General features: G+C 72.5%; 16 protein-coding genes. 3 read left to right on the forward strand and 13 right to left on the reverse strand.

All coding sequences use genetic code 11. The annotated features are described in order from the left end of the window. Positions 1-80: 80 nt before the first annotated feature. Positions 81-1,085, reverse strand: coding sequence for an adenosyl-hopene transferase HpnH (hpnH, locus tag ABGB21_RS21765; protein WP_347679243.1), 1,005 nt, complete (start codon positions 1,083-1,085; stop codon positions 81-83). Between the two features lie 240 nt (positions 1,086-1,325). Here hpnH and ABGB21_RS21770 point away from each other — a divergent pair, with 240 nt between their 5' ends. Further along, complete coding sequence (locus ABGB21_RS21770; RefSeq protein WP_347652506.1) at positions 1,326-2,534, forward strand: RNA-guided endonuclease TnpB family protein; 1,209 nt, start codon at positions 1,326-1,328, stop codon at positions 2,532-2,534. Between the two features lie 13 nt (positions 2,535-2,547). On the opposite strand, the gene ispH is transcribed toward ABGB21_RS21770, so the two are convergent. From ispH to ABGB21_RS21810, 8 genes are all read right to left on the reverse strand, one after another. Then, the gene (ispH, locus tag ABGB21_RS21775; protein WP_347652507.1) at positions 2,548-4,062 is read right to left on the reverse strand and encodes a 4-hydroxy-3-methylbut-2-enyl diphosphate reductase; all 1,515 of its coding nucleotides are present in this window, start codon (positions 4,060-4,062) and stop codon (positions 2,548-2,550) included. Beyond that, the gene (gene shc, locus ABGB21_RS21780; protein WP_347652508.1) at positions 4,059-6,263 is read right to left on the reverse strand and encodes a squalene--hopene cyclase; all 2,205 of its coding nucleotides are present in this window, start codon (positions 6,261-6,263) and stop codon (positions 4,059-4,061) included. The genes ispH and shc overlap by 4 nt, the downstream gene beginning before the upstream one ends. Position 6,264: 1 nt before the next feature. Beyond that, on the reverse strand, positions 6,265-7,302 hold the full coding sequence (locus tag ABGB21_RS21785; protein WP_347652509.1) for a polyprenyl synthetase family protein: 1,038 nt from the start codon (positions 7,300-7,302) through the stop codon (positions 6,265-6,267). A gap of 99 nt (positions 7,303-7,401) precedes the next feature. Further along, complete coding sequence (gene hpnE, locus ABGB21_RS21790; RefSeq protein ID WP_347652510.1) at positions 7,402-8,751, reverse strand: hydroxysqualene dehydroxylase HpnE; 1,350 nt, start codon at positions 8,749-8,751, stop codon at positions 7,402-7,404. Then, on the reverse strand, positions 8,748-9,626 hold the full coding sequence (hpnD, locus tag ABGB21_RS21795) for a presqualene diphosphate synthase HpnD (RefSeq protein ID WP_347679246.1): 879 nt from the start codon (positions 9,624-9,626) through the stop codon (positions 8,748-8,750). The genes hpnE and hpnD overlap by 4 nt, the downstream gene beginning before the upstream one ends. Continuing rightward, positions 9,623-10,552, reverse strand: coding sequence for a squalene synthase HpnC (hpnC, locus tag ABGB21_RS21800; protein WP_347679248.1), 930 nt, complete (start codon positions 10,550-10,552; stop codon positions 9,623-9,625). Before hpnC ends, hpnD begins: the two co-directional genes overlap by 4 nt. A gap of 220 nt (positions 10,553-10,772) precedes the next feature. Then, the gene (locus ABGB21_RS21805) at positions 10,773-11,615 is read right to left on the reverse strand and encodes a DMT family transporter (protein ID WP_347652513.1); all 843 of its coding nucleotides are present in this window, start codon (positions 11,613-11,615) and stop codon (positions 10,773-10,775) included. A gap of 15 nt (positions 11,616-11,630) precedes the next feature. Beyond that, positions 11,631-13,019, reverse strand: coding sequence for a glycosyltransferase (locus tag ABGB21_RS21810; protein WP_347679272.1), 1,389 nt, complete (start codon positions 13,017-13,019; stop codon positions 11,631-11,633). A gap of 241 nt (positions 13,020-13,260) precedes the next feature. On the opposite strand from ABGB21_RS21810, the gene ABGB21_RS21815 reads away from it, so the two are divergent. Continuing rightward, on the forward strand, positions 13,261-14,673 hold the full coding sequence (locus ABGB21_RS21815; protein WP_347679250.1) for a glycosyltransferase: 1,413 nt from the start codon (positions 13,261-13,263) through the stop codon (positions 14,671-14,673). A 68-nt stretch (positions 14,674-14,741) separates the two neighbouring features. On the opposite strand, the gene ABGB21_RS21820 is transcribed toward ABGB21_RS21815, so the two are convergent. After that, positions 14,742-15,470, reverse strand: coding sequence for a CHRD domain-containing protein (locus ABGB21_RS21820; protein ID WP_347652515.1), 729 nt, complete (start codon positions 15,468-15,470; stop codon positions 14,742-14,744). 101 nt (positions 15,471-15,571) lie between these two features. Continuing rightward, positions 15,572-16,975 carry a Si-specific NAD(P)(+) transhydrogenase gene (sthA, locus tag ABGB21_RS21825; protein WP_347652516.1) on the reverse strand — a complete coding sequence of 468 codons (1,404 nt, stop codon included), beginning with the start codon at positions 16,973-16,975 and terminating at the stop codon, positions 15,572-15,574. 139 nt (positions 16,976-17,114) lie between these two features. Here sthA and ABGB21_RS21830 point away from each other — a divergent pair, with 139 nt between their 5' ends. Further along, positions 17,115-17,600 (forward strand): GNAT family N-acetyltransferase, encoded by a 486-nt coding sequence (locus tag ABGB21_RS21830; protein ID WP_347679252.1) that lies wholly within the window; start codon positions 17,115-17,117, stop codon positions 17,598-17,600. A 26-nt stretch (positions 17,601-17,626) separates the two neighbouring features. Here the strand turns inward: ABGB21_RS21830 and ABGB21_RS21835 are convergent, their stop codons facing one another. Beyond that, on the reverse strand, positions 17,627-18,142 hold the full coding sequence (locus ABGB21_RS21835; RefSeq protein WP_347652517.1) for a metallophosphoesterase: 516 nt from the start codon (positions 18,140-18,142) through the stop codon (positions 17,627-17,629). Positions 18,143-18,151: 9 nt separating this feature from the next. Next, positions 18,152-18,286, reverse strand: coding sequence for a hypothetical protein (locus ABGB21_RS21840; RefSeq protein ID WP_347652518.1), 135 nt, complete (start codon positions 18,284-18,286; stop codon positions 18,152-18,154). Between the last annotated feature and the right edge of the window lie 15 nt (positions 18,287-18,301).

Here is an 18,301-nt window from a genome sequence, read left to right on the forward strand (position 1 = left end):
GCCGGGGCGGGCCTCGCCGACCGCTACGGGTGGACTGTCTTGAAGGGCCCCGGACAGCCGAGAGGCCCTTCCCCGACAGCTCAGTTGGCGCGGATGGCCCGGATCGACTCACGCAGCGAGGACATGGTGGCCAGCACCGCGGTCGGCTCGTACCCGCAGTGCGCCATGCAGTTGGCGCAGCGCGAGTCCCTGCCCCGGCCGTACGACGACCAGTCGGTGGTCTCGATCAACTCCCGGTACGTCTTCACGTAGCCGTCGCCCAGCAGATAGCAGGGCCGCTGCCAGCCGAACAGCGAGTACGAGGGAATCGCCCACGCGGTGCACGGGAAGTCGACCTTGCCCTCGAGGAAGTCGAGGAAGAGCGGCGAGTGGTTCAGCCGCCACTTCTTCCGACGCCCGTCGGCGAACGCCTTGCGGAACATCGCCCGGGTCTCCGTCACCCCGAGGAAGTGCTCCTGGTCCGGCGCCTTGTCGTAGGCGTACGCCGGGGAGAGCATCATCTGGTCGACGGCGAGTTCGTTGTTGAGGTAGTCGAGCACCTCGATCACCGTCTGCGGGGTGTCGGTGGAGAAGAAGGTCGTGTTGCTGGTGACCCGGAACCCCCGACGCTTCGCCTCCTTGACCGCCTCGACCGCCTCGTCGAAGACGCCGTCCTTGCAGACCGAGGCGTCGTGCCGCTCCTTCAGACCGTCGATGTGCACGGCGAACGAGAAGTAGCGGGACGGGGTGAACTTGTCCAGCTTCTTGCGCAGCAACGCCGCGTTGGTGCAGAGGAAGACGTACTTGCGGCGCTTGACCAGCTCGTCGACCATCTTGTCGATGTCCGGGTGCATCAGCGGCTCACCGCCGGCGATGGAGACCATCGGCGCACCGCACTCCTCGACCGCCGCGACGGCCTGTTCCACCGGCATCCGGCGTTTCAGCACGTCCGCCGGGTGCTGGATCTTGCCGCAGCCGGCGCAGGCGAGGTTGCAGGCGAACAGCGGCTCGAGTTCGAGCAGCAACGGGAAGTGCGCCCGTCGACGAATCTTCTGCCCGACCAGGTACCGGCCGATCCGCATGCTCTGTCGCAGTGGCATTCCCATGTCAGCACCCCGCTCCCGCTCGCGCCCCCGTACGGGTGGCGGAACCGCCACCCGTCGCACCGCCTCGCTGAACGCTCCCCGTCATCGGCTTCCTTCCGTGGATACTCCGGCCTTTCGGTCCGGTGAGGAGACGGAACTCTTGCGGAGCAGGACAGGAAAGGCTGATCTGCCGCCAGGGCGGATCGTGTCTATCCGCGCGGCACCGCAAGGGTCACCAACTAGCTTGCTATCTTGTGAGTTGTGGCCACGAAGACGGTGAAACGGGCTTTCAAGTACCGTTTCTACCCGAGCGAGGAGCAGGCGGCGGAGCTTGCCCGCACGTTCGGGTGTGTCCGGCTGGTCTACAACATGGCGCTCGCGGCCCGCACCGAGGCGTGGACGCTGCGCCAGGAACGCATCAACTACAACACCACGTCGGCCCTGCTGACCGGGTGGAAGAAGACCGAGGAGCTGGCGTTCCTCAACGACGTGTCCTCGGTGCCGTTGCAGCAGGCTCTGCGGCACCTGCAGGCCGCGTTCACCAACTTCTTCGCCAGACGCGCCACATACCCGACGTTCAAGAGCAGGAAGAGGTCGCGCCGGTCGGCGGAATACACCACCAGCGGATTCCGCTGGCGCGACGGCCGGCTCACCCTCGCCAAGATGACCACACCGCTGGACGTCGTGTGGTCCCGGCCGCTGCCGCAGAACGCGTCGCCGTCCACGGTCACCGTCAGCCAGGACCCGGCCGGCCGATGGTTCGTGTCCCTGCTCTGCGACGACGTGATCGACCAGACCCCCGCCTCGGGTGCGGTCGGCATCGACGCCGGCCTCGACTCGCTGCTCACCCTCTCCACCGGGGAGAAAATCACCAACCCGCGTCACGAGCGCCGTGACCGCGCCGCCCTGGCCCGCGCCCAGCGTGCGATGGCGAAGAAGGAGAAGGGCTCGGCGAACCGGGCCAAAGCCCGACTCAAGGTCGCCCGAGTGCACGCCCGGATCACCGACCGGCGCCGCGACACGCTCCACAAACTGACCACTCGGCTCGTGCGTGAAAACCAAACGCTCGTGATCGAGGACCTGACCGTCCGCAACATGGTCAAGAATCGGAGCCTGGCCCGCGCCATCAGCGACGCGGCCTGGCGGCAGTTCCGCACCCTGCTCGAATACAAGGCCGACTGGCACGGCCGCAACCTCGTGGTCGTGGACCGCTGGTTCCCCAGCTCCAAACTGTGCTCGACGTGTGGTGCCCTCGCTGGACGGATGCCGTTGACCGTACGGACCTGGACGTGCCGGTGCGGCACCGTCCACGACCGTGACGTCAACGCCGCCCGCACCATTCTGGCCGCCGGACTGGCGGTGACAGCCTGTGGAGAAGGCGTAAGACCTCAACGGGGGAACCTCCGTTCGGGGCAGTCGACGATGAAGCAGGAAAACCCAAGGGCAACCAAGGGAATCCCCGTTCCTTAGGACGGGGAGGATGTCAAGGTGTTCGTATCTCCTTGGGAAGGGTGAAGTGCACGTCCTCGGTCCGGGTGGTGTGCTCCCGTACCGCGTCCGCACCGAGCCCGGCCAGTGCCGTGACGGTCTCGTCGACCAGTCGGGGCGGGGCCGAGGCGCCGGCGGTCACGCCGACCGTCCGTTTCCCGGCGAGCCAGCGGAGGTCGACCTCGTCGACGTCGTCCACCAGGTACGCGGGGGTACCGCCGCGCTCGGTCACCTCCACCAGACGGCGCGAGTTCGACGAGTTCGCGGAGCCGACGACCAGCACCACGTCGGCGTCGGCGGCAACGTCGCGCAGTGCCACCTGCCGGTTGGTGGTGGCGTAGCAGATGTCGTCCGACGAGGGGCCGGTCAACGCCGGGAACCGCCGCCGGAGCACGTCGAGGACCCCGGCCACCTCGTCGACCGCGAGGGTGGTCTGCACCAGGTAGGAGACCCGGTCCGGGTCGGCGACCTCGATCCGTTCCGCGTCCGTCACGTTCTCCACCAGGGTGATCTGCCCGGGCGCCTCGCCGAGGGTGCCCTCGGTCTCCTCGTGTCCGGCGTGTCCGATCAGCAGGACGGTGTTGCCCCGCCCGGCGAACCGGCGCGCCTCGCTGTGCACCTTGGACACCAGCGGGCAGGTGGCGTCGATGACCGGCAGCCCCCGGGCGGCGGCGGCGACCCGGACGGCGGGCGCGACACCGTGTGCGGAGAAGACCGTGACGGCACCGTCGGGAATCTCGGTCAGCTCGTCCACGAAGACCGCGCCCCGGCGTTGCAGGTCGGCGATGACGTGCACGTTGTGCACGATCTGCTTGCGGACGTACACCGGTGGGCCGTACCGGTCCAGGGCCTGCTCGACCACACCGATCGCCCGTTCGACGCCGGCGCAGAACGAACGGGGTGAGGCCAGCACGACCTCGCGTACCGTGCCCGCCTCGGCCCACTCGACGAGCGCGGGCGCCACCTTCGGCAGGGTCCGCAGGGCGGTTCGGACCCGACGCCAGGTCAGCGGCCGGTACAGCCGCTGCGGCGGTACGTCGGCGACCACCCGTACGCAGACCACCGGCCGGCCCGCGGCGGAGGCCAGCAGCGCCGCCGACTCGGTGTCCACGGCGAGCGCCCCGGTCGCGGCGAGCCGGGCCCGGTCCGGGCCGTCGACCAGCCGCCGGCTGGTGACCACCGGTCCGAGGTGGACGGTCAGACCACGCCGGCGCAGCGTGGCGGCGACCAGCGGTGCGCTCGGGCAGGGCACCGCCGGGTCGTCGGGTCGGTCGGCGCGCCGTACCTCGGTGGCGACGACCACGTCGCCGGGGCGCAGCGTCGGGGTGAGCCCGCCGGCGATCCCCGCCACCACCAGAGCGCCCGCGTCGGCGTGCCGGGCGGCGGCCCGCCCGGCCCGGGTCAGCCCCCGGCCGGTGCGGTGCAGCGGGGCGCCGGTCGGCAGGCCGCGACGCAGCGCGCGGGCCTCCATCCGCATGGGCGCGAACAGCACCCAGTCGCCCCGGGTCAACTCGGTTCACCGCTCGGAGCCACCGCGGAACTGCCCTGGTCGACCAGTTCAGCCGGGCCACGCCGGGCAGCCGACCCGATCGGCTCGCCGGCCTCGACGCGATCGACCAGTTCGATCCGCCGGCCGGCCTCGACGCGGTCGACCAGCCCGACCCGCTCGCCCGACCCCGCCGGTCCGGCCACGCCGTCCCGGTCGGCGCCGGCGGGCGGTGCCACGCCGAGCCAGGCCGGCTCGCGCAGCAGCCGACCGAGCGCGCTGACCGGGAAGACCAGCCGGTAGAGATGGTAGTTGATGTAGAAGTCACCCGGGAAGCCGGTACCGGTGTACTGCGGCTCGTCCCAGCCGCCGTCCGGGCGTTGGGTCTCCACCAGCCAGCGCAGTCCACGCCCCACCGACACGGTGTCGGCGGAGCGGGCGGCATGCAACGCCAGCAGGGCCCAGGCGGTCTGCGAGGCGGTCGACACACCCCGCCCCCGCCACATCGGGTCCCGGTAGGAGCGCATGTCCTCGCCCCAGCCGCCGTCCGGGTTCTGCCGCCGGTGCAGCCAGCAGAGCGCCCGGACGATGGCCGGGTCGTCGGGGCGTACCCCGGCGGCGACCAGCGCCGGCACGACCGCTCCGGTGCCGTAGACGTGGTTGGCGCCCCACCGGCCGAACCAGGACCCGTCCGCCTCCTGGTTACGCAACAGCCAGGAGACCCCCCGCCGTACCGTCGGCGAGTCGGTCAGCCCTTCCGCGCAGAGCGCCTCGACAATGTGCGCGGTGACGTCCGCGCTCGGCGGGTCGATCACCTCACCGAAGTCACAGAACGGCAGGTCGCGGGCGATCGCCCGGGTGTTGTCGGCGTCGAACGCTCCCCAGCCGCCGTCCGCGCACTGCATGCCGCACAACCAGGCGACCCCGCGGCCGACCGCCGCCCGCACCTCCGGGTCCGCCCCGGTACGGCGCAGCGCCAGCAGCACCTCCGCCGTGTCGTCGGTGTCCGGGTAGCCGTCGTTGTCGAACTCGAACGCCCAGCCGCCCGGTTCCAGTCCGGGTCGACGTACCGACCAGTCACCCGGCACCCGGATCTCCTCCGCCAGCAGCCACTCGGCGGCCCGGCCCAGCGCCGGGTGCCCGGCCGGCAGTCCGGCGTCGCCGAGGGCGACCGTCGCGAGCGCGGTGTCCCAGACCGGTGACTGGCACGCCTCGAGTCGGCGTACCGGGCCGTCCGGGGTCTGCTCGTGGATGGTGAACCGGTCGAGTCCGGCCAGGCCGGTCCGCAGCACCGGGTGCGACAGCGGATAGCCGAGCAGGTGCAACGCGATCAGCGAGTACACCCAGGGCGGTTGGATCCCGCCCCAGGAGCCGTCGGCCTCCTGACGCGCGATGATCCACTCGGCGGCCCGGCGCAGCGCGTTGCGGCGTACCGGGCCGACCGGGTGACGCTCGTACCGCCGGAGCACCGTGTCGAGGCGGTGCATCCAGCCGGCCCGGTGCCGCAGCGACGGCGCCGGGTCGGGTCGCCGGCCGGTCCGTAGTTCCCGCAGCGAGAAGCCGAGCGGACGGACCGGACGCAGGGACCGGACGATCGCCAGCGGCACGATGGTCTGCCGGGCCCAGCAGGCGAAGTCGTACACGTTGAGCGGGAAACGCGGCGGGAGCAGGACAACCTCCGGCGGCACCGCCGGCAGCCGGTCCCAGGACCACTCCCCGAACAGCGCCAGCCAGATCCGGGTGAAGACCCGGCTCCGCTCGATGCCGCCGTGGGCGAGGACGAACCGCCGGGCCCGGACCATGTGCTCGGCCTCGGCCGGGTCGCCGGCCAACCGCAGCGCCGCGTACGCCTCGATGGTGGTGGAGAGGTCGCCGGGTCCGCCGTGGAAGGTCGGCCAGGCGCCGTCCGCCCCCTGCTTCGACCGGATCCACCGGGCCGTCGGCTCCGTCTGCTCGACGCTACGGATGCCGAGGAACTGCCGCATGAGCAGGTCCTCCGCCTCCATCGTCACGTTGGTCTCCAGCTCGCCCTGCCACCAGCCGGCCGGCTGCTGCGTCGAGAGCAGCAGGTCACGAGCACGGTCCAGGGCCGTCCGGGCCTGCGCCCACAACTGCGCGGTGACGCCGCCGGTCCCCGGGGCGGCCGGGGCCCCGACCGTCCCGGGTGTCGTGCCGCCGTCGGTGGCTGCCGTCGTGACGCCGTCGGTGGATAAGAGTCCGGCCATCTCAGTAGTCCCGTCCTGTCATGAAGTGCGCGATCGCGACCAGGTCGGCGTGCACCCCGGACACGTCGGCGCCACCCGCCGAACCCACCTCACCGAGTTGGTCCAGTTCGGCGAGGGCCTCGGTGAGCAACCGGTCGGCCTGCTTCTCCGTCCAGTCCCGGGCGCCGGTCTCCTCGATCAGGTTGGCGGCCAGGGCGAGGTCGGCGGCGGAGAGGTCACCCGGGCTGGCGTACAGCTCGGCGAGCCGGGTGGCCGCCGGGCCGTCCACGCCGAGCGCCCGGACCACCGGCACCGACTTCTTCCGGGCCCGTAGGTCGGACAGGACCGGCTTGCCGGTGACCGCCGGCTCGCCCCAGATGCCGAGCAGGTCGTCGACGAGTTGAAAGGCCAGGCCGAGCCGCTCGCCGTACCGGTCGAGTCCGTCGACGACCGTCTGTGGCGCGCCGCAGACCACCGCGCCGAGCGTCGCCGCGCAGGCCAACAGGGCGGCCGTCTTGTCCCGGGCCATCGCCAGGCACTCGTCGAGGGTGACGTCGGAGCGGTTCTCGAACTCGACGTCGGCCGCCTGGCCGGCGATCAGCCGGCGGACCGCCGTGTGCAGGGTCGCCAGACCCCGGTGCACGTCCAGTTCCGGTGCGGCGCAGAGCACCTCGTCGGCGAGACCGAGCAGCGCGTCACCGGCGAGAATCGCCGGACCGACGCCGAACGCCGCCCAGGCCGTCGGCCGGTGTCGGCGCTCCAGGTCGCCGTCGATCACGTCGTCGTGCAGCAGTGAGAAGTTGTGTACCAGTTCCACCGCCACCGCGGCCGGCAGCCCGCGCCCGACCGGCTGTCCGGCGACCCGGGCGGAGAGCAGCGCCAGCGCGGGACGCAGCCCCTTGCCGCTCCGCCCGGTCGGCGCACCCGTCGCGTCCCAGTACCCGAACTGGTATCCGGCGACCAGCCGGGTCCGCTCGTCGATCCGCTCCAGCGCCGCCCGGATCTCGGGCTGGACGAGCTCGTCCACCTGGGTGAGGATGCTGGGCAGCATCATGGTCATGTCTTCTCCTCGCTACGCTCGCCGCCGCCATGACCTGGTCGACCGAGCCTGCCGATGACCTCGCTCCGCTCGGTCATGCCGTCACCTCGCTCCGCTCGGTCATGCCGTCTCCTCCGACGGGTCCGATCTCGACCCGAGGTGGGCGAGCACCACGTCGGCGGCCCGCTGGCCGCTACGTACCGCGCCCTCCATCGTGTCCGGCCATCCGGTGTCGGTCCACGCGCCAGCCAGCGCCAATCCGGGAGCCCGGGTCTGCGCCGGCGGCCGGTAACTCCGTGAGCCGGGCACCTGCCGGAACGTCGCCCGGGGTTCCCGGGTCACGAACGCGTCCCGGACCGGCGCCCGCCGGGCCGCCGGGAAAACCTCCCCCAGGGCGGCCAGGTAGGTCCGGACCAGCTCGCTCGCCCGGGTGCCGAGCACCTGTTCGGCGGCGGAGATGGAGACCACCAGATACTGCCCGGAGACGTCGGGCGGGGTGCGGTCGAAGACCCACTGCACCGGTGTGTCCAGTCCGGCGGCGAAGCCGAGTTCGGTGACCCGTTCCTGGTAGTGGACGTGCACGTTGACGATCGGCGCGGCGCCCAGCCGCGCCCAGCGGGCCCGGTCCGGAGCCGCCTCCGACGGCACCAGACGGGCCGCCTGCGAGTGCGGTACGGCCAGCACGACCGCGTCCGCGGTGAGCGCCCCACCCTCGCCGACGACCCGGAACCGGTGTCCCTCGGCCCGGATCTGGTGGACGCGTACCCCGGTGCGGACCGTCGCGCCCCGCTGGCGCAGCAGCGCGCTGGCCGGGGTGCCGTGCAGGTCGGCCAGGGGCGCGGTGGGCAGGCCGAGATCGGCGGCGTCGGCCCGGTCGAGCAGTCCGGTACGGAAGACCCGGGCGGCCAGGGCGAGCGACGCCCGTTCCGGCGGGGCGTTCAGCGCCGCGACGCAGATCAGTTCCCAGAGACGTTGCACGGTCTGGCCGTCCTGGCCGTGCGCGGCCAGCCAGGCGCCGAAGCTGACCCGGTCGGCGGCCGGGTCGTCCGGCTCGACCCGGCGCAGCGCGGCGGCGGCCCGGACCGCCGCCAGCCGCTGCCCGAACCTCAGCGGTCGGTAGCCGAGCAGCGCCGGCAGCAGATGTGCCGGGGCGGGCAGTCGACGGTTGCGGGCCAGCAGGTGCGGCGGTACGCCGGCCCGGATGATCGGCACCGCGAAGCCGTCCTGCACCGTCGCCCGGTCCGTGCTGCCGAGCCGGTGCAACAGGTCCCGGTACTGCTGGTAGCAGCGGAGGAAGACATGCTGGCCGGTGTCCACGGTCAGCCCACCCCGGCGGAAGGAGTAGGTGGCGCCGCCGAGCGCCGGACGCGCCTCCAGCATGGTGACCCGGTGTCCGGCGTCGAGCAGCCGGACCGCCGAGGCGATGCCGGCCAGCCCGCCCCCGATGACGCAGACCTGTTCGGTGCTCACGATCCGCTCCGGGTCATCGCCCGCGCCGCCACGTACGCCTTCTCCCAGCCGGACAGGGCCACCCGACGTCGGGTGACCGCCAACGGATCCGTGATCATCCGGGCCAGCAGCCGGTGGTAGATCCCGGCCATCGCCGCCACGCAGGCCGCGCTGCGCCGGTCCAGCATCGGCAACAGCCGCAGCCCGGTCCGGTAGTAACGGTCGGCCCGCTGGGCCTGCCAGCGCACCAGCGCCGCCAGCCGGTCCGGCGGATCGGCCAGCCCGCCGTCGGCGTCCAGGTCGACGGTGCAGCCGAACCGGTCCAGGTCGCGCCGGGGCAGGTAGATCCGGCCCACCCCGCGGTCCTCGACGATGTCGCGGAGGATGTTGGTCAGTTGCAGGGCGACGCCGAGGGTGTCGGCCAGTTCGGCCGCCTCGGACCGGTCGGCGCCGGGCCGCAGGTCGAAGACCCCGAGCGACAGGCGGCCGATCGAGCCGGCCACACAGCGGCAGTAGCCGACCAGTTCCTCGAACGTTTCGTAGCGGGTGCCCCGTACGTCGGCCAGGCACCCGTCGACCAGTTCGTCGAAGGCGGCCAGCGGGATCGGCAGCCGGGCCGCCGCGTCGGCGAGCGCGACCAGGACCGGGTCGCCGCCGGCGTCGGGCAGCCGGTGCAGCGCCGCCCGGACCTGGTCCAGCCGGGCCAGCCGGGTGGCGGCCGACAGGTCGCCGTCGCCGATGTCGTCGATCCGCCGGGCCACCGCGTACACGGCGCAGAGTGCGGCCCGCCGGTCGGGCCGGAGCAGCCGGATGCCGTACGAGAAGTTGCGGGCCTGGGTACGGGTGACGCGGGCACACTCCCGGTAGGCGCGTTCCAGGCCGATGTCGCCGCTCATCCGCCCACTCCGTTCTGTCCCGGAGCGACGGCGGGGGTTCGCAGCGACCGGAGCCAGGCGACGGCCAGACCGGACCGGGTCGGTCGGGGCGGGCCGGGCAGCGGGTCGTGGTCGGCCCGGGCCAGCGCGGCGAGTGCGGCCCGGCCCCCGGCGAGGTATCCGCTGACCGCCAGTCGGGCCCAACCGCGTAGGTCGCCGACCAGTGGCGCGCCGGAGTCGAGCAGTTCGGCGGCCCGGTCGGCCTGCCGGCGGATCACCTGCCGGAGCGGCTCGTCGGCCCGCGGCGCGTCCAGGGCCTCCTCGGGAACCCCGGCGGCGGCCAGGTCGCGGGTCGGCAGGTAGATCCGGCCGCGACGGCGGTCCTCGGCGACGTCCTGCAGGTGTTCGACGATCTGCAGCGCGGTGCAGATCCGGTTGGAGAGCGGGATCCGAGCCGGTGACGCGGCGCCGAAGATGTGCAGCACGAGTTCGCCGACCGGGTCGGCGGAGAGGTGGCAGTACTCGACCAGGGCACCGAAGGTCGGATAGCGGGTGACCAGCTGGTCGCGACGGTTCGCCTCGATCAGTCGGAGCAGCGGGTCGAGCGGGAACCGGCAGTCGACGACCGTCGGCGCCAGCCGGACCAGCACCGGGTGGCGGGGCAGCCGGCCCTCGTAGAGTGCCCGTACCTCGCGCTCGAACCGGTGCAGCGCGGCGAGGCGGGCCTCGGGGCCCTCGTCGCGTCCGGTGGTGTCCGGCTCGTCACCGAGGTCGTCGACGTACCGGGCGTAGGTGTAGAGGGCGAGCAGGTGCCGGCGGATCCGTGCCGGTAGGACACGCAACGCGACCGGAAAGTTCTCACCGGCCAGCACGGTTTCCGGCTGCCGGCGCTCGCCCGGCCGATCCGCAGACGGATGGCCGGGGGCATCGTCGGTCAGATCAAGCACGCTGCCGCCTCTCGCGAGGTCCCGGCCGGCTCGTCGAGCCCAGCCGGACCATCGCGCCGGATTGGTGGTAACCCATCGCTCGCGCTAAGTAATCTTCACCGAGCGTACCCAACTTCCCACCCTCGGCGGTGCGGCCTGCCGAAATCCTTTCTGGCGTGTCCGGGGACGACCTAACCCGACAGGTCCACCCAGGTGTCGACCCGGCGGACTGACCGGCGTGTCAGCTTGACTGGGTACGTCGGGCCAGCCAGATACCGAGGCTCATGGCGACCACTCCGAGTAGTCCGATGATCAGGCGGGGTCCCTCGAGGGAGAGCTCCTCCTGGAAGGCGGTGACGCCGATCAGCACACTTGTGAAGGGGTCGAGCAGCGCGATGGCGGTGAGCGGGGCGGCGATCGGCCCGCCCTGGAAGGCGTTCTGGTTCAGGGTCAGGGCGGTTCCGCCGACCAGGACCAGCACGTAGAGGTGCCAGTCGGTGACCACCCCGACCGGATTGTCCGGCAGCTTCTCCGTCACGCTCTTGAGCAGCGCCGCGGCCAGGGCGTAGAGCAGTCCGGTGGCGATGCCCAGCACGAGGCCCCGGGCCGCGTTCTGGGTCCGCCAGGCGACGACGAGGCAGACCCCGACGAGGACACCGATGGCGGCGCCCACTCCGATCCAGGCCAGTGCGCTCGGCTCCTCCACCCCGCCCCGGGGGTTCGCGGTGGCGAGGAAGGCGGTCAGCCCGACCACACCGATCACCACGACCAGCATGTCCCGGCGGTGCGGGCGCCGTCGTTCCAGTGCCGCCTCCAGCGGAATCGCCATGAAGAGCCCGCTGACCAGCAGCGGCTCCACCAGGGCGAGCGCACCGAACCGCAGGGCGATGGCCTGCAGTACGGTGCCGACCGCGTCCGGCACCCAGCCGAGCAGCCACAACGGCCGGCGGACGAGTCGGATCAGCAGTCGGGGGTCGATGGTCCGGGTCGGCTGCTCCTGCTTGGCCGCGCGCTGCTCCAGCACCGAACTCACCGCGAAGCAGGCGGCCGAGGCGAGCCCCAGCACGATGGCGATGCCGTTCACCGGACCCCCGACACCTCAGCCGCGCCGGTCCGGCCGGTTCACCGGCCGGGTGCCGCCGTCCCGGCGCGGCTGGCCCACACCGGTCCAGAGCCGGGCCATCCCGGCCCGCAGCCCGACCCACCGGGTCAGGGTCCGCCGGGGGGTGGCCGCCGCCAGCCCGGTCCGCACCTCGACGGCATCGATCCGTACCGGCGGTTCGAGGAACGGGGCGCCCTCCAGCAACACCGGGTCGTCGACGGGTACCGCTCCGACCGGCGCCCGACCGGCCGGGCCGGCCTCCCCGGCCAACTGGTGCGGGCCGGCCTCGCCGGCGAGTCGGTGCGCACCGGTCGAGGCCGTCAGGCCCCAGGCGATGTCGGCGACCACCCCCGCCGGGTCGGTGCCGAAGAGCGCGAGCCCGGCGTTGCGCTGCCGCTCTCCGCTCGTCCGGTCGGCGAGCCGCAGCAGCGTCGGCCCCAGGTCGACGCGACGGCGTACCCAGGTCGCCACGCCGGCCCGGGCCATGGTGGCGGCGTTCGCCCGCCCGTGCCCGGGGATCGGCCGGTAGGTGGCGACCGGCAACCCGCAGGCCATCGCCTCCAGCGCGGTGAGCCCACCGGCGTTCTCGACCAGGACGTCGGCGGCCCGCAGCAGGGCCGGCATGTCGTCGACCCAGCCGAAGACGTACCCGGTGCCGCGTCGCCGCAGCCGGCGGTACAGCGCGGCGTTCCGTCCGCAGACCACGACCGGGACCGCCACCCCCGTGGCGGCGATCTCCGCGGCGGTACGCGCCACCGCCCCGACCCCCCACGAGCCCGCGACCAGCAGCGCGAGCCGGGCGTCGAGCGGAAGCCCGAGTTTCTCCCGGGCCCGCCGCCGGTCCTGCTCGTCCCCCGGGCGGAAGGCGGCCGAGACCATCCGGCCGGCCACCCGGACCTCCCCCGCACCGAGTGCCCGGGCCTCGGCGCGGGTGGTGACGTGGGCGGCGCAGTGCACGTCGATGCCGGGCGACACCCAGATCGGGTTCACCGCGAAGTCGGTCAGATAGGTGATCACCGGTACGGCGAGTCGACCCTCGCGCCGCAGCGGCCCGACGATCTGACTCACCACCGGGTACGTCGACACGACGGCCCGGGTGTTCGGCGGCAGTGCCCGGAGCACCCGTGGCCACACCGGCCGCAGCAGCGTCCGGGTGATCGGCGCCGCCCGGCTGAAGTTGCCACCGATCGAGAAGAGCAGCCCGTAGATCCAGGGCAGCCGGCTCAACATCCCGTGGTAGGTGCCGCGGAGCAGCCGACCGAGGCCCCAGGGGAAGATGTCGGCCAGGTCCACACAGTCGGCCAGCAGGCCGCGCTCCCGCAGCCGGTGGGCCAGTTCCCGGCTCGCGCCGTCATGCCCGGCCCCCGCGCTGGCGTAGATGATCATCACACGCGGAGGTAACCCTCCGGGGCCACCGGACGGCGGCTCGGCGGCCTCCTCGCGGTTCGTCCGGAACCACCCGGGAGTAGAGGTCATCCGGCCTTCTACCCGCCGAGGGTGCGAAGATTCCTCTCCTGTCGACCTGGCCTGCCGGCGGGCCACCATCCCGTTCACGGCCCGTCCGGCGGCCGGCCCCGCCTACACTGCTGGTACGGGTGTCCCCGTACCAGCCCGCCGGGAGGTCCGGATGCGGGTTCTCATCGTCACCGCGGGTTCGCTGGGGGACGTGGCCCCGTACACCGGTCTCGGTGCCCGGTTGCGGGCGGCCGGCCACCGGGTGGCGCTCGCCGCGCCCGCCCCGTACGCCGATCTGGTCACCCGTGCCGGCCTGGAGTTCCGTCCGGTCCTCGGCGACCTGTCGGCGTTGCGGACCGGCGTACCGTCCCGGCGACGGCCCGGGGTACCGGGGGCTCCGGGACTGGTGGAGTTCGTCCGGCTCGGTGACCGGTTCGTCGACGGGCTCGGCGAGAGCATCGTCACCGCGGCGGATTCCGGCGTGGACGTCCTGCTGCTCTCCGCCAGCACCGCGCCGCTGGGTTATTCGGTGGCGCAGTGGCTCGGGGTGCCGAGCCTCGGGGTGTTCCTCCAGCCGGTGGAACCGACCCGGGCCTTTCCGCCGATCGTGCTCGGCGTCCGCACGCTGGGCGGATGGGGCAACCGGGCCGCCGGCCGGCTCGGCCACCGGCTGGGCCGTCGGGTGTACGCGCACGCCTCGCGGCGACTCCGGTCCCGGCTCGGCCTTCCGCAGTGCGACCTCGCCGACCTCGACCGGGACGCCGCGGTGCGGGGGTGGCCGGTCAGCCACGGTTTCAGCCCGACCGTGCTCCCCCGCCCGCCGGACTGGCGACCGGGCCTGGACGTGGTCGGTTACTGGTGGCCGGCACCGCCGGTGGACTGGCGACCGTCGCCCGCGCTGCGGGCCTTCCTCGCCGCCGGGGACGCCCCGGTGTACGTCGGTTTCGGCAGTCTGGCCGACCCCGGTGGTCGGCTGTACGCCATGGTCCGTCGGGCGCTGCGCCGGGCCGGGGTACGTGCCATCGTGCAGGGTGCCGGTGCGGAGGCGGTCCCGGAGCGGAGCAGCGACGACCCTCTCGACGACGGTTCCGGCAGCGGTCCCGACGACGGTCCCGGCCGCGCCGGCAGCGGCGACGACCAGGTGTTGTACGTCGACGACGTGCCGCACGGGTGGCTCTTTCCCCGGATGGCCGCCGTGGTGCACCATGCGGGCTGCGGCACCACCGGGGCCGCGCTGCGGGCCGGGGTGGCGACGGTGCCGGTGCCCATGCTGGCGGATCAACCGTTCTGGGCCGCCCGACTGGCCCGGCTCGGGGTCAGCCCGGATGTGATCCCGTTCCGGCGGCTCAGTGCGGCCCGGCTCGGCGACGCGGTCCGGGCCGCGGTGACCGATCCGGCCTTCGGCGCCCGCGCCCGGCTGCTCGCCGCCCGGCTGGCCGACGAGGACGGGGCCTCGGCGGTGGTGGCCGGGGTCGACCGGCTGGCCCTTTGTCCGGTCGACCGCGGCCTGCTCCGGACGGCTCTGTGGCCGCAGTCACAGAGCCGGGTCACAAAGTTATCGGACCTTAACCATGTCGCCGCGTGACGTCAAGAGCGCCAGTGGTAGAGGCGCGGATGTCCTGACTCGGCGCGGGCCGGTCGGGCGACGGATGGTCAGCGCCGATGGTGATCAAGTTGGGCCCGGATCTCCCCGCCGGGATGACGCGAACTGTGCACGTTGACGTACGTCGTACCAGCCCGGATCGCGGCGACGAGTTCGTCGAACTCTCCCGCCGCGATGCCCTGCCCCGACGGGCCGATCACGTCGGCCGGTCTGATGGTGCCGGTGATGGTGGCCGGTGCGGCCGGGCAGGCCTGGGTGCCCGGCGGCCCGTTGCCGAGGTTGGTGCAGAGGAAGACGCTGATCCCGCCGCTGCGGGCCCGGCCGCCGAAGTGGATGTGCGCCTGGGTGATGTCGCCCTCGAGGTCGGCGTAGCCGAGCCGGTAGGCGATCTCCTGCCTCGACCGTTCGACGGTGGCCGAGAAGTGGCCGCTGCCGGCGGTGGAGATGGCGAGCGGATCCTCCTCGAAACCGGTCAACCGGGCTCGGAAGACATGCCCGCCGCCCCGGCCGTCCGGGCTGGCGAACCATTCGCCGTCAGGTCGGGCGCCGGCGAACCGGTCGCCACCCTCGGCCCGGGCGCCGGCGTACCGGCCACCACCCTCGGCCCGGGCGCCGGCGTACCGGCCACCGTCGAGCCGGGTGGTGGCGAGGTGCACGGCGTCCAGCCGTCCGTTGTCGTACCGCTCGGCGTTGCCGTACGCGAGTCGGGCCGCACCCGCGCCGGCAGCCAGGACCACGACCACCACGGCCGCCAGTCTGCGCCGTCGTCGGCTCACCACCACCGTCACCTCCTACCGATGGCAACCACGTCACTACTCTGAGTATCGGATCGAGGACAACAACGCCATATGCCGGCAGTGACGGATCGAGGACAGTTTGGTCAGTCCCGCAGTCGGGCGATGTGCCGCATCTTGTTCATCGCGTCCAACGCGGCGACCTTGTACGCCTCGGCCAGGGTCGGATAGTTGAAGACCGCGTCGACCAGGTAGTCGATGGTGCCGAGGCAGCCCATCACCGCCTGCCCGATGTGGACGAGTTCGGTGGCGCCGGTACCGAAGATGTGCACCCCGAGCAGCCGACCGGTGTCCGGGGCGACCAGCAGCTTGAGCATCCCGTACGAGTCGCCGCTGATCTGCCCCCGGGCGAGCTCGCGGTACCGGGAGATGCCCACCTCGAACGGCACCCTGTCACGGGTGAGTTCGTCCTCGGTCCGGCCGATGAAGCTGATCTCCGGGATCGTGTAGATGCCGATCGGCTGCAGGTCCGACAGGTCCCGGGCCGGTTCGTCGCAGGCATGGTGGGCGGCGAGCCGCCCCTGCTCCATCGAGGTCGAGGCGAGCGCCGGGAACCCGATCACGTCACCGACCGCGTAGATGTGCGGTACGGCGGTACGGAACCGCTCGTCGACCTCGATCCGCCCCCTGGCATCCGCCTCCAACCCGGCGTTCGGCAGGTCGAGGTCGGCGCCGAGCCCCTGCCGGCCGGCGGAGTACATCACCGTGTCGGCGGCGATCCGCTTCCCGCTCTCCAGCACCGCGATCGCACCCCGGGCATGCCGTTCCACGGCGGCCACCGCCTCGCTGAACCGGAACGTGACCGCCAGGTCCCGCAGGTGGTACTTCAACGCCTCGACGATCTCCAGGTCGCAGAACTCCAGCATCCGGTCGCGCCGCTCGACCACAGTGACCTTGGTGCCCAGCGCGGCGAACATCGAGGCGTACTCGATGCCGATCACCCCCGCCCCGACCACCACCATCGATTTCGGCACCCGGTCCAGGTTGAGGATGCCGTCCGAGTCGATGATCGTCGCCTCGTCGAAGTCCACACTCTCCGGTCGGGCCGGCCGGGTACCGACCGCGACGATGATCCGGTCGGCGGTCACCTTGGACTCGCGTCCGGCCGGGTCGGTCACCGTCACCGTGTGCGGGTCGTGGAACCGACCGGTGCCGGTGATCAACCGGACCCGGTTACGGGTGAGCTGGCTGCGTACCACGTCGACCTCGCGCCCGATCACGTGCTGGGTCCGGGCGGTCAGGTCGCCGATGGTGATGTCCTCCTTGAGCCGGTAACTCTGGCCGTACACCTCACGCTGGCTGAGCCCGGTGAGATAGAGCACCGCCTCCCGCAGCGTCTTGGACGGCACGGTGCCGGTGTTGATGCAGACACCGCCGACCATGTGCTGTCGTTCCACGACGGCGACCCGGCGGCCGAGTTTCGCCGCCGCGATCGCGGCCTTCTGACCGCCGGGTCCGGAGCCGAGGACGAGGACGTCGAAGTCATGCACGGATCTCAGTGTGGCAGCCCGCTGATCAAAACGCTCCGGGCCGAACGGCCGGTTGAGCCGCCGACCCGCTCCCCGAACGGTCGATCCGGCGCCGAAGACCGACGGGAGCTGCGGAAACCCGACGACTAGGCTGTTGATCATGGGGGACTGGAAACTGCGGCCGGCCACGGCGGCCGACGTCGAGGCGATCGCCGAGTTGCGGGCCGTGACACTGCGGCCGGATCTGGAACGACTCGGCCGGTACGACGAGCGGCGGGTACGGCAGCGGCTGCGCAACGGGTTCCACCCGGAGCACACCTGGGTGATCGAGACGGCCGGTACGTTCGCCGGCTCCGTGGCGCTACGGCCGGCCGAGGACGCCCACTGGCTGGAGCACTTCTACCTGGTCCCGCACCTGCACGGCAACGGCATCGGTACGGCGGTCCTGGGCGAACTGCTGGAGCGGTGTGACCGCGACAGCATCCGGGTCCGGCTGCAGATGTTGCAGGGCAGTTCGGCCCGACGGCTCTACGAACGGCACGGATTCACTGTGGAGACCGAGGATCCGGTGGACGTCTTCATGGTGCGTGAGCCGGCCCCGCTGAACCGGAGCCGCCGAACCGGAGCCGCCGAGCCGGCCCGCTGAACCGGAGCCGCCGAGCCGCGACACGATCAGGCATCGGGGTCGCCCCGGCGGGGCAACCGGTGCAGGACCACGGTGTCGAGCCGGCCGTCCGAGGCGGTGGCGGTGAGATAGGTGGCGTACGGCTGACGCCGCCGGTCGGTCGGCGAGCCGGGGTTCAACAGTCGCAGTCCACCGGGGGCGATGCTGTCCCAGGGTATATGTGAATGTCCGAAAACAAGAACGTCGCAGTCCGGGAACCGGGCGGCACAGCGACGCTCCCGTCCACCGGCCGGCCCGGTCTCGTGGACCACCGCGACCCGTACCCCGGCCAGTTCCACACGCGCGATCTCGGGCAGCCGGGACCGCAGCTCGGATCCGTCGTTGTTGCCGTACACCCCGATCAGCCGTGCGCTGCGCGCGGTCAGCTCGTCGAGGAGCGAGACGTCCACCCAGTCGCCGGCGTGGATGACCACGTCGGCGTCGTCGACAGCGGCCCAGAGCGGGGCCGGGAGGTCCCGGGCCCGCTTCGGCAGGTGGGTGTCCGCCATGATCACGAGGCGCACGCCTCCAGACTATCCACCCTGTTTGGTGCGGTACGCGTCCATCGGCATCGCCGTCGGACGGGACCAGGTGCCGGTGCCCAGCGCGCCGAGGGCGTGCTGCGCGAGCCGGTCGAGTTCGCGGAAGGTGCCGGTGCGCATCAACATCGTCAACCACCTCCT

The organism is Plantactinospora sp. B24E8, assembly GCF_039871735.1.
Classification (GTDB): Bacteria; Actinomycetota; Actinomycetes; order Mycobacteriales; family Micromonosporaceae; genus Plantactinospora.

What these genes read in the sequence shown, in the direction of transcription:
- hpnH (WP_347679243.1), bottom strand. Translation starts at nt 1,085, where the DNA reads ATGGGAATGCCACTGCGACAGAGCATGCGGATCGGCCGGTACCTGGTC.
- shc (WP_347652508.1), bottom strand. Translation starts at nt 6,263, where the DNA reads ATGGCCGGACTCTTATCCACCGACGGCGTCACGACGGCAGCCACCGAC.
- ABGB21_RS21785 (WP_347652509.1), bottom strand. Translation starts at nt 7,302, where the DNA reads ATGACCATGATGCTGCCCAGCATCCTCACCCAGGTGGACGAGCTCGTC.
- hpnD (WP_347679246.1), bottom strand. Translation starts at nt 9,626, where the DNA reads ATGAGCGGCGACATCGGCCTGGAACGCGCCTACCGGGAGTGTGCCCGC.
- ABGB21_RS21810 (WP_347679272.1), bottom strand. Translation starts at nt 13,019, where the DNA reads ATGATCATCTACGCCAGCGCGGGGGCCGGGCATGACGGCGCGAGCCGG.
- ABGB21_RS21815 (WP_347679250.1), top strand. Translation starts at nt 13,261, where the DNA reads ATGCGGGTTCTCATCGTCACCGCGGGTTCGCTGGGGGACGTGGCCCCG.
- ABGB21_RS21830 (WP_347679252.1), top strand. Translation starts at nt 17,115, where the DNA reads ATGGGGGACTGGAAACTGCGGCCGGCCACGGCGGCCGACGTCGAGGCG.
- ABGB21_RS21840 (WP_347652518.1), bottom strand. Translation starts at nt 18,286, where the DNA reads ATGTTGATGCGCACCGGCACCTTCCGCGAACTCGACCGGCTCGCGCAG.